Here is a 9,856-nt window from a genome sequence, read left to right as displayed (position 1 = left end):
CCGATGCGCTCCCGGACGCGGCGCCGGCCGCGCCCGTCGACTGCGCGGCCCGGCGCAGCCCGGGCGACCGGCCCGTCATCCTCGTGGTGGACGACGACACCGCCGTGCGGGAGGTGACGACCACCATCCTGACCGAGACCGGCTATACCCTTCGCGAGGCGGGCTCCGGGCTCGCGGCCCTGCAATCCTTGGAGGCCGACCCTTGCGTCGACCTCGTCCTCCTCGATTTCGCGATGCCGGGCATGAACGGCGCCGAGGTCGCCTGCGAGATCCGCCGGCGCTGGCCGCAACTCTCCGTCATCTTCGCCACCGGCTATGCCGACACCGAGGCCCTGATGCGGGCGGGCGCGGTCGACGCGGAGCGCATCGTGCAGAAGCCGTTCCGGGGCGGCGAACTCCAGCGCAAGGTCGCGGCGAACCTTCCCAAGGCACCGGCCCAGGCCCTGCGGCTCGTTCCGGACCGCGCGCGCCGCGCCTGATGCGGGTGCCCGCGGGCCTGCCCCGCGCGGCGACGTCCGACGCCTCCTGGCGGAACACCGTCCGGCCCTGCCGCTTGTCCCGGCTGAAGCCCGGCGCGCCCGCGCGCCGCGCCCCAGCCAGGACACAGCCGACCGCATGAGCCCGATCCTCGAGCCCTTCACCCTGGGCGATCTCACCCTGAAGAACCGCGTCGTGATGGCGCCGCTGACCCGCAGCCGCTCCTCCACCGAGGGCGTGCCGCCCGACTTCGCCGTGGACTATTACGCCCAGCGCGCCAATGCCGGCCTCATCATCAGCGAGGCCACCAACATCTCGCCCCAGGCGGTCGGCTACGCCTACACCCCCGGCATCTGGAGCGACGCGCAGGTCGAGGCCTGGAAGCCCGTCACCGCCGGGGTCCACGCCAATGGCGGCCTGATCTTCCTGCAGCTCTGGCACACCGGCCGGATCTCGCATCCCGACGTGCAGCCGGACGGGCAGCTTCCCGTCGCGCCCTCCGCCCTCAAGCCCGAGGGCACGGCCTTCACCGAGTCCGGCATGCAGCCGCACGTTACCCCGCGGGCGCTGGAGACCGACGAGATCCCGGGCATCGTCGAGGATTACCGCCGCGCCGCCGAGAACGCCAAGCGCGCCGGCTTCGACGGCGTCGAGATCCACTCGGCCAACAACTACCTGCTCGAACAGTTCGTGCGCGATTCCACCAACCACCGCACCGACCAGTACGGCGGCTCCATCGAGAATCGCCTGCGCTTTCCGCTGGCGGTGGTGAAGGCGGTCACCGAGGTCTGGGGCGGCGGCCACCGCGTCGGCATCCGCCTGTCGCCGGCCACCACCGAGCCCGGCAAGACGCCCCTCGACAGCGACCCGAAGGCGACCTTCGGCGCCTACGTGAAGGCCCTGAACGCCTTCGGCCTGCTCTACGTCCACACCATCGAGGGCGTGACGCAGCAGACCCGCGACGTGCCGGACTCGGTCGATTTCGGCCAGATCCGCAAGCGCTTCAAGGGCGCCTATATCGGCAACAACCAGTACACCCTGGAGCTCGCCGAGAAGGACCTCGCCGAGGGCCGCGCCGACCTGTTCAGCTTCGGCCGCCCCTACATCGCCAACCCCGACCTCGTGCAGCGCCTGGAGACCGGCGCCCCGCTGGCCGAGGCGCCGAAGCAATACTGGTACGGCGGCGGCGCCAACGGCTACTCGGACTGGCCGGGCATGAACGGGCCGGTGGCGATCAAGCGCTGAGCGCGGGGCAGGGCGCATGGGGTACCGTGCGCCCCCCCCTCTCTCCGCAGCTGGGAGAGGGCAGACGGGAAAGGGAAGGCCCGGCGAGCATCCGCGACATTCGGTGGGGCGGGCGCCGCCCTCTTGCGGGAACACCCGTTACCCGAGCGTCATCCGTGCAGCTGCGCCAGCACCGCATCCCCCGCCGGGCTGACGCCGTAGCGGGTGCGCTGGGTCCGCGCGTTCCGCTCCCGGAGGGTGAGCAGGCCGGCCTCGCTCGCCAGCGTCTCCACGGCGCGAAGCACCAGGGCGTGCTCGATCCCGAACACCCGCGCGAAGCTGCGGCTGTCGTGGGCGAGGTCGAGATGGAGGGCGGCCAGAACCCCGGCCTCCAGGGTCGAGAGGCCGGGCTGGAGGGCGGCAACCGAATCGGTGGCCGCCAGGAAGGTCTCGGCCAGTTCCCCTTCGGTCCGCTCCGGCGGTTCGCTCACGCGGCCGCCGGCGCCCGCAGGCGGACCAGCACCGACTTCGAGGTCGGCGTGTCGCTCTCCTCACCGTAGGTCGAGAGCGGTACGAGCACGTTGAGTTCCGGATAGTAGCCGGCCAGCGACCCGCGCGGCATGTCGAACGGCACGAGGCGGAAATCCTCCGCGACCCGCGTGACGCCGTCCGCATGGGTGCCGACGATGTCGACCCGGTCGCCGGTCCGCGCGCGGATCTCTGCGAGATCGTCCGGATGGGCGAAGACCACCCGGCGCTCGCCGTAGACGCCGCGATAGCGGTCGTCGAGGCCGTAGATCGTGGTGTTGTACTGGTCGTGGCTGCGGAAGGTCTGGAGCACGAAGGTATCCGTCGCGCGCCGCGCCTGCTGGTGCTCCGTCGCCTCCGGGAGCGGGCCGGCGGCGAAGTTGGCCCGGCCGGTCGGCGTCTCGAAGCTGCGCTCGGCGGCGAGGTTCTTCAGCATGAAGCCGCGTGGGCGCCGGACGCGCAGGTTGTAGCCGGCAAAGCCCGGGATCGTGCGCTCGATCAGGTCGCGGATGCGGTCGTAATCGTCGGCGAGCGCCGCCCAGTCGACCCGCTCCGAGCCGACCGTCGCGGCCGCCATCCCGGCGATGATGCCGATCTCGGAACGCAGTTCCGGCGAGGCCGGCTTGTTGATGCCCCCCGAGCCGTGGACCATGCTCATGGAATCCTCGACCGTGACGATCTGGGTCTTGCCCTTCGCGTTCCGGTCGATCTCGGTGCGGCCGAGGCAGGGCAGCAGGTAGGCGACGCGGCCCGGCAGGAGGTGCGCGTGGTTGAGCTTCGTCGCGATGTGGACGGTCAGTTCGCAGGAGGCCAGCGCCTTGGACACCAGGGTGGTGTCGGGCGTCGCGCGGGCGAAGTTTCCGCCGAGGCCGATGAAGGCCTTGGCCGAGCCGTCGAGCATGGCGCCGATGGCGGCCAGCACGTTGTGCCCGTGCCGGCGCGGGGCGGCGAAGCCGAATTCCCGCTCGAGCGCGTCGAGCAGGGCGGCCGGGGGCTTCTCGTTGATGCCGACCGTGCGGTCGCCCTGCACGTTCGAGTGGCCGCGCACGGGGCAGAGGCCGGTGCCGGGGCGCCCGATATGGCCGCGCAGGAGCATGACGTTGGCGAGCTCGCGGACGGTGGCCACCGAGTGGCGGTGCTGGGTCACGCCCATCGCCCAGGTGCAGATCACCTTGTCGGCGGCGAGATAGACCTCGGCCGCGGTCTCGATCTCGGCCCGGCTCAGGCCGGACTGGTCCTCGATCGCGTCCCAGGACGTGGCATCGACGGCGGCCCGGTAGGCCTCGAACGCCGCCGTGTGGTTGCGCAGGAAAGTCCGGTCGAGGCGGGACGGCTTGGATGCGGCGAGCGCCGCGTCGTCGGCCGCGAACACCGCCTTGGCGATGCCCCGGAACGCCGCCATGTCGCCGCCGAGGCGCGGCTGGTAGTAGTGGCTCGCCACCGGCGCGCTGGCGCCGCGCAGCATCTCCACGGTGTTCTGCGGGTCGGCGAAGCGCTCCAGCCCGCGCTCGCGCACGGGGTTGAACACCACGACCTTCGCGCCGCGCTGGGCCGCGCGCCGCAGGTCGCCGAGCATGCGGGGATGGTTGGTGCCGGGATTCTGACCCACCACGAAGATCGCGTCGGCCTTCTCGAAATCCTCCAGGAGCACCGTGCCCTTGCCGACGCCGATGGCCGCCTGCAGGGCGATGCCGCTGGCCTCGTGGCACATGTTGGAGCAGTCGGGGAAGTTGTTGGTGCCGTAGTGCCGGGCGAAGAGCTGATAGAGGTAGGCGGCCTCGTTGGAGGCGCGGCCCGAGGTGTAGAACTCGGCCTGGTCCGGATGGTCGAGCCCCCGCAGGGTGGCGCCGATCTCCGCGAAGGCCGCGTCCCAGGTGGTGGCGACGTAGCGATCGCGCGCGGCGTCGTAGCGCATCGGGTGCGTCAGGCGCCCCTCGCCCTCCAGGGCGTAGTCGGTCCAGCCGCGCAGTTCGGTCACGGTGTGGCGGGCGAAGAACGCCGGCGGCGTGCGCTTGTCGGTGGCCTCCCAGGAGACGGCCTTCACGCCGTTCTCGCAGAACTCGAAGGAGGAGCCGTGCTCCGGATCGCCCCAGGCGCAGCCCGGGCAGTCGAAGCCGTCGGGCTGGTTGGCCTTCAGCATCGCGCGGGCGCCCGAAAGCGGGGCCCGGCTGCCGAGAAGATGCTTGCCGCAGCTCTTCAGGGCGCCCCAGCCGCCCGCGGCGGACGAGCGCTTGGTGGACGTACGCTCGGGGGGCGTGACCGGGTGATCCATGAACGGGTCCTGGGACGGGCACGCGCGACCGAGGATCGGACGCGAAGCGGAGCCGTGGCGCCGGTTGCGATATCGCGATGCGAAGCGGGCGCTCAATCGTGCGAAAACGCAGGCCAGTCATGCCGTTCGGGGTAGCATGCGTTTTTTGCAGAGCGGCCGATGAGCCGGTTGAAACCGTTCCAGGCCGCGATGCGGAAAACCAGGCCTCCGATCCCGGCCCGGGGTCCCTGGTGAAGCGCCGGCCGATCGCCTAACCCTCGGTCCGAACCGAAGGCGAGGACGCCCGGTATGCGGGAGCGCGGGACATGAGGACGCCGGTGAGGATCTTCGCGGCGGCGGCCGTCGCCCTCGCGGTCGGCGTCGCGGTGATGGCCCACGATCGCCAGATCGGCGCCGAATGGGCCGTCTCGGCCGAGCAGATCGCCGACGCGCAGGCTTACGGCAAACCCGGCGTCGAGATCGCCCCGGGGCGCATGGTGGTCGAACCCCTGCCGAGCGAACAGGCGGCCCGGCTTCCCTTGAAGTGGGTCCTCCTCGGCCTCGCGGCGGGGGCTGCCGTGCTGGTGGGAACGGGGCGGCGGCGCGCGTCGCCCGAAAAACCCCGGCGGACGCGCTAGACCGGCATCCTGGCCAGGGCCGCCGCGTCGCGCCCGACGACCGTCGCGAGGCTGGCGGCGCCCTCGGCCTTCAGGCGGTCGAGAAGGCCCGCCTTGATCTCGGGAATCAGGCCCGGGCCCGCATAGACGAGGCTGGAATAGAGCTGCACGAGGCTGGCGCCCGCGCGGATCTTGGTCCAGGCGGCTTCCGCGGAATCGATGCCGCCGACGCCGACCAGCGGAATCCGACCGCCGACGCGCAGGTAGGTCTCGGCCAGGAGGCGGGTCGCGGCCGTAAAGAGCGGACGGCCCGAGAGGCCTCCGGTCTCCTTGGCGAGGCCGGCCTCGCGCAGGCTCGCGGGCCGCGCGATGGTGGTGTTCGAGACGACGAGGGCCTGGACGCCCCGGCGCAGGGCGGTCGCCGCCATCGCGTCGAGGGCCTCCAGGGTGATGTCCGGCGCGATCTTCAGAAGGATCGCGGTGTCGGGATGCACCGCGTCGCGCGCCTCGACCACGCGGGCCAGCAATTCGTCGAGGAAGGCCTCGCCCTGAAGGTCGCGCAGGCCGGGCGTGTTGGGCGACGAGACGTTGACGGTGACGAAATCGACGAGCGGGGCGAGCGCGCGGGTACACGCGACGTAGTCGGCCAGCCGGTCCGTCGAATCCTTGTTCGCGCCGATATTGACCCCGATCCGGCCCCCGCGGCCGTTCCGGGCGGCGAGGCGCGCGCGCACGACGTCGAGGCCCTCGCTGTTCAGCCCGAACCGGTTGATGACCGCGTTGTCCCGGGGCAGCCGGAACACCCGCGGGCGCGGATTGCCGGGCTGGGGTTTCGGCACCACGCCGCCCACCTCCACGAAGCCGAAGCCGAGGCCGAGGAGCGCGTCGGGCACCTCGGCGCCCTTGTCGAAGCCGGCGGCGAGCCCGACCGGGTTCGGGAAACGGCGCCCCAGCACATCCACCGCGAGGCGCGGGTCGTCGGCCCGCGGACGGCGCGGGGGCAGGGCGGCCAGGCCCCGCAGGGTCAGGTTGTGGGCGGTCTCCGCGTCGAGGCTGTGCAGCAGCGGCCGGGCCAGGGGAAACAGCGCGTTGATCACGTTCGCACTCCGATCAGCGGGGAAACGGCCTCACGCCGGGCCGCCGGCCCGCAGCGCATCCGGAAACACGTGCGGAAAGACATGTCTGCCGTCCGCCCCGAGCGGCAGGTCCACCACCGCCCGCACCGCCGTCAGCGGCAGGTCGGCGTAGAGGTGGGGAAACAGGGCGCCGCCCCGGGACGGCTCGTAGCGCAGGGCCGGGCCGAGCGCATCGGCCTCCACCGAGACGAGGACGAGGTCGTCCGCGCCGGCGAAGTGCCGGGCCGCCGTCTCGACCGCTTGGTCGGCGGTGGAGAAGTGGATATACCCGTCCGCATGATCGACCGGTGCGCCGGTGAATCGGCCGAGCGCCTCGGCGTCGCGCCAGAGTTCGCGGGGACAGATCTTGTAAATGAGCGGCATCCGCGCTCCCTAACGGGTTTCGGCAAGGTGATCAAACGGGCGCAGGGAAAGCATCGCGCAACCCTGGGGCGCAAGTCGGTCCGACTGTTTCATGGGGAGCGTGACTGATTTTTCAGACACGGGCGGGTATTGCCATTCCAACAGATTAGTTCTACTTTCCTAGTTCTAGGCTGGTCGTCTTAGCCGTAGCGCGTCTCGAGACTCCGATGTTGTCTCACGAGCAGATTTGGACCGCGATCGACCGCTTGGCCGAGCGTCATGGGTTCTCCGCCTCCGGCCTCGCGCGGCGGGCCGGGCTCGACGCGACGAGCTTCAACCGTTCCAAGCGAATCGGTCCCGACGGGCGCAAGCGCTGGCCCTCCACCGAATCGATTTCCAAGGTCCTGGCCGCGACGGGTGCCAGCCTCGACGACTTCCTGCGGCTGATCGAGGCGCGGGGCGGCCCGCCGCGCACGATGATCCCGCTCGTCGGCATGACGCAGGCCGGCGCCGGTCGCCTGTTCACCGAAGAGGGCATGCCGACCGGCGGGCCCGGCTGGGAGGAGATCGAGTTTCCCGATCTCGGAGACGACCGCGCCTTCGCGCTGGAGGTGCAGGGCGATTCGATGATGCCGCTCTACCGCGACGGCGACATCCTCATCGTTTCGCCGACCGCCAGCGTCCGCAAGGGCGACCGCGTGGTGGTGCGCCTCTCCGCCGGGGAGGTCCTGGCCAAGGAACTCAAGCGCAAGACGGCGCGCACCATCGAGCTCGCGTCCCTCAACCCCGAGCATGACGACCGCCTCGTCAATGTCAGCGACATCGCCTGGATCGGCCGGGTGATGTGGGTGCGCCAATAGGGCCGCGCGCAAGCTTTGCCGCGTCTCCGCTAAGGGGCTATGCCTTGCGGCCCGAGGGGCGCCCGCGCCCCGCATCGGCGGACAGGCCATGGCATCCCCCGGAAACCACGACCCCGTTGCGCAGACGATGCCGGAGGCGGGCCTCGCGGCGCTGCTCACCGCGTCCGCCGTGCCGGCCCTCCTGCTGGAACCGGCCGATGACGGGCACCGCGTCGTCCTGGCCAATCCGTCGCTCCTCGCCCTGACCGGACGCGAGCCGGCGGCCGTCACCGGCGGGGATCTCTGGGCGGCGCTGCGCCCGGACGGGGACCGCGAGACCCGCGCGATCCTGCAGGCGGCCCTGACCGGCGAGCGGCCGGAAGGCGTCGAGATCCTGGCGCATGCGGCGGGCGGCGCGGCCTGGTGGGCGCAGGTCCTCGTGGCGCCGGTGCCCGGGACGCCGTACCGCATCGCCCAGGTCATCGACGTGACGCGGCGGCGGGACGCCGAGGGCGCGCTCCTGCTCTCGCGCCAGCGCGAGGCGCTCGGTCTCCTGACCAACAGCGTGGCGCACGAGTTCAACAACTTCCTCCAGATCCTGATCGGCTACATCGACGGCCTGAAGCGCCGCCTCGGCGACCGCGAGGAGCCCTTCATCCAGCGGGCGATCCTGCGCTCCACCGACGCCGCCGAGCGGGCGACGATCCTGACCCGCCAGCTGCTCGCCTTCTCGCGCCGCATCGCGCCCGACGTCCGCCCCGTGGACCTGAACCGCCTGATCGAGGATTTCGGGGCCCGGGTCGGCCCAACCCTGCCGACGCGGATCACCCTGGAGATCCGGACCTCGCCCGGCCTTGCCTGCGGGCTCGGCAATCCGACCCAGGTGGATCTGGCGCTGACCCATATCGTGGCCAATGCCTGCGAGGCCATGGCCGAGCCCGGGCGCATCGTCGTGGCGACCTTCGCGGTGCCGCCGGGCGACCGTGGCCTGCAACGGCCCGGGGACGGCGCCGTCGGCATCACGGTGACGGACGAGGGGCCGGGCATGTCGCCCGAGATGGCGGCGCGGGCCCTCGCGCCGTTCATCACCAGCCGGGAAGCCGGGCGGGGCACGGGGCTCGCCATCGTGCACGGGCTGATGAAGCGCCAGAACGGCACGGTCTCGATCGATTCGAAGCCCGGGGAGGGCGCCGTGGTCCGCCTCGTCTTCCCGGCCGTGGTCTGAGGCGGGCGAATCGTAAAAGGCGGCGTCCGGACGGACTAAAACCCACACTGGAACGTCACCATATGCAGGAGCGGCGTTCGCGCCGAGCCCGTTGTCAGGTCCTTGGACCGTCCCATTCGTCACCAGAGGCGTCTTCATGCTCACCTCCACCACTCGTCGCAAGCGCGCGGCGTCCATCCTCGCGCTCGCCGCGGCGTTGGCCCTCGCCGCGCCCGTCGTCGAGGCGCGTCCCGGAAGCGGCAGCAGCGGTGGCATGGGCTCGCGCGGTTCCCGCACCGACTCGGCGCCCTCCGCCACCACGACGGCCCCGGGTGCGGCCGCGCCGATCCAGCGGACGCAGACCCAGCCCGGCCCGGCCATGGGCAATCCCGGCATGAATCAGGCCGCCCAGCCCGGCCGTCGCTTCGGCGGCGGCTTCATGGCGGGCCTCCTCGGCGCCGGCCTGCTCGGCGCTCTGCTCGGCGGCGGCTTCTTCGGCGGCCTCGGCGGCATCATGTCCTTCCTCGGCCTGATCCTCCAGGTCGGCCTCGTCGTCATGCTGGTGGCCTTCGCGGTGCGCTGGTTCCGCCGCCGTCAGGGCACGCCCGCCGCGGCCGGTCACGCGCGTTCGAACCTCGACGCACCCGGCCCGATGGGTGGTCCGGTGAACGGTCCCTCGGGCGGTTCCATGGGTGGCATGCCCCTCGGCGCGAACCCCCAGCGTGGTCCGGCCCCCGTGCAGCCTGCGGCGGCGCGTCCGGTCCAGATCGGACCCGGCGACTTCCAGAGCTTCGAGATCGCCCTCAACGACATCCAGGCGGCCTATGGCCGTGAGGACGCCGCGGCGCTCCGCAACTTCGCGACCCCCGAGATGGCCGGCTACTTCATCGAGGAACTGCAGGCCAACCAGGCGCGCGGCGTCGTCAACCGGATCTCGGACGTGAAGCTCCTCCAGGGCGACCTGTCGGAGTCCTGGGGCGAGGGCAATGCCGAGTACGCCACCGTGGCGATGCGCTACGCCATCAAGGACGTGACCGTCGACCGCCGCACCGACCGGGTGGTCGAGACCGGCGAGCCGGAGGCCGTGGAGCTCTGGACCTTCGTGCGCGAGCGCGGCGGCCGCTGGATCCTCTCGGCCATCCAGCAGGGACGCTGAGCGCCAGGGTTCACCCAAGATCGAACGAGAGGGGCCGCGCGGACAGATCCGCGCGGCCCCTTTTCCATCTCATACGGTTTCC

General features: G+C 71.7%; 10 protein-coding genes. 6 read left to right on the top strand and 4 right to left on the bottom strand.

Annotated features, from left to right (window positions below; all coding sequences use genetic code 11):
• Positions 1-479: response regulator (locus K2X24_RS22040; RefSeq protein ID WP_292501136.1), on the top strand; the 479-nt coding region annotated here is incomplete at its 5' end.
• A 136-nt stretch (positions 480-615) separates the two neighbouring features.
• On the top strand, positions 616-1,722 hold the full coding sequence (locus K2X24_RS22035) for an alkene reductase (protein ID WP_292501134.1): 1,107 nt from the start codon (positions 616-618) through the stop codon (positions 1,720-1,722).
• Positions 1,723-1,871: 149 nt separating this feature from the next.
• On the opposite strand, the gene K2X24_RS22030 is transcribed toward K2X24_RS22035, so the two are convergent.
• Entirely contained in the window at positions 1,872-2,192 is a 321-nt protein-coding gene (locus K2X24_RS22030) for a hypothetical protein (RefSeq protein ID WP_292501131.1), read from the bottom strand.
• On the bottom strand, positions 2,189-4,501 hold the full coding sequence (locus K2X24_RS22025; protein ID WP_292501129.1) for an FdhF/YdeP family oxidoreductase: 2,313 nt from the start codon (positions 4,499-4,501) through the stop codon (positions 2,189-2,191). The genes K2X24_RS22030 and K2X24_RS22025 overlap by 4 nt, the downstream gene beginning before the upstream one ends.
• A gap of 305 nt (positions 4,502-4,806) precedes the next feature.
• On the opposite strand from K2X24_RS22025, the gene K2X24_RS22020 reads away from it, so the two are divergent.
• Positions 4,807-5,118 (top strand): hypothetical protein, encoded by a 312-nt coding sequence (locus K2X24_RS22020; protein WP_292501127.1) that lies wholly within the window; start codon positions 4,807-4,809, stop codon positions 5,116-5,118.
• Here K2X24_RS22020 and K2X24_RS22015 read toward each other — a convergent pair.
• Positions 5,115-6,194 (bottom strand): quinone-dependent dihydroorotate dehydrogenase, encoded by a 1,080-nt coding sequence (locus K2X24_RS22015; RefSeq protein WP_292501124.1) that lies wholly within the window; start codon positions 6,192-6,194, stop codon positions 5,115-5,117. The two genes, K2X24_RS22020 and K2X24_RS22015, sit on opposite strands and share 4 nt — an antisense overlap.
• A 30-nt stretch (positions 6,195-6,224) precedes the next feature.
• Positions 6,225-6,596, bottom strand: coding sequence for a DUF952 domain-containing protein (locus K2X24_RS22010; RefSeq protein WP_292501122.1), 372 nt, complete (start codon positions 6,594-6,596; stop codon positions 6,225-6,227).
• Between the two features lie 206 nt (positions 6,597-6,802).
• On the opposite strand from K2X24_RS22010, the gene K2X24_RS22005 reads away from it, so the two are divergent.
• The 3 genes from K2X24_RS22005 to K2X24_RS21995 all read left to right on the top strand — a co-directional run bounded on the left by K2X24_RS22005 (position 6,803) and on the right by K2X24_RS21995 (position 9,774).
• Entirely contained in the window at positions 6,803-7,435 is a 633-nt protein-coding gene (locus tag K2X24_RS22005; RefSeq protein WP_238278779.1) for a helix-turn-helix transcriptional regulator, read from the top strand.
• Between the two features lie 127 nt (positions 7,436-7,562).
• On the top strand, positions 7,563-8,639 hold the full coding sequence (locus K2X24_RS22000) for an ATP-binding protein (RefSeq protein WP_292501139.1): 1,077 nt from the start codon (positions 7,563-7,565) through the stop codon (positions 8,637-8,639).
• A gap of 136 nt (positions 8,640-8,775) precedes the next feature.
• Positions 8,776-9,774, top strand: coding sequence for a TIM44-like domain-containing protein (locus K2X24_RS21995; RefSeq protein WP_292501121.1), 999 nt, complete (start codon positions 8,776-8,778; stop codon positions 9,772-9,774).
• The last annotated feature ends 82 nt before the right edge of the window (positions 9,775-9,856 follow it).

It is taken from the genome of Methylobacterium sp., assembly GCF_019750675.1.
GTDB lineage: Bacteria > Pseudomonadota > Alphaproteobacteria > Rhizobiales > Beijerinckiaceae > Methylobacterium.
This window is presented reverse-complemented; position numbering and strand designations above follow the sequence as displayed.

Coding starts and splice junctions, on each gene's coding strand:
- K2X24_RS22035 (WP_292501134.1), top strand. CDS start 616: ATGAGCCCGATCCTCGAGCCCTTCACCCTGGGCGATCTCACCCTGAAG.
- K2X24_RS22025 (WP_292501129.1), bottom strand. CDS start 4,501: ATGGATCACCCGGTCACGCCCCCCGAGCGTACGTCCACCAAGCGCTCG.
- K2X24_RS22020 (WP_292501127.1), top strand. CDS start 4,807: ATGAGGACGCCGGTGAGGATCTTCGCGGCGGCGGCCGTCGCCCTCGCG.
- K2X24_RS22010 (WP_292501122.1), bottom strand. CDS start 6,596: ATGCCGCTCATTTACAAGATCTGTCCCCGCGAACTCTGGCGCGACGCC.
- K2X24_RS22005 (WP_238278779.1), top strand. CDS start 6,803: ATGTTGTCTCACGAGCAGATTTGGACCGCGATCGACCGCTTGGCCGAG.
- K2X24_RS22000 (WP_292501139.1), top strand. CDS start 7,563: ATGCCGGAGGCGGGCCTCGCGGCGCTGCTCACCGCGTCCGCCGTGCCG.
- K2X24_RS21995 (WP_292501121.1), top strand. CDS start 8,776: ATGCTCACCTCCACCACTCGTCGCAAGCGCGCGGCGTCCATCCTCGCG.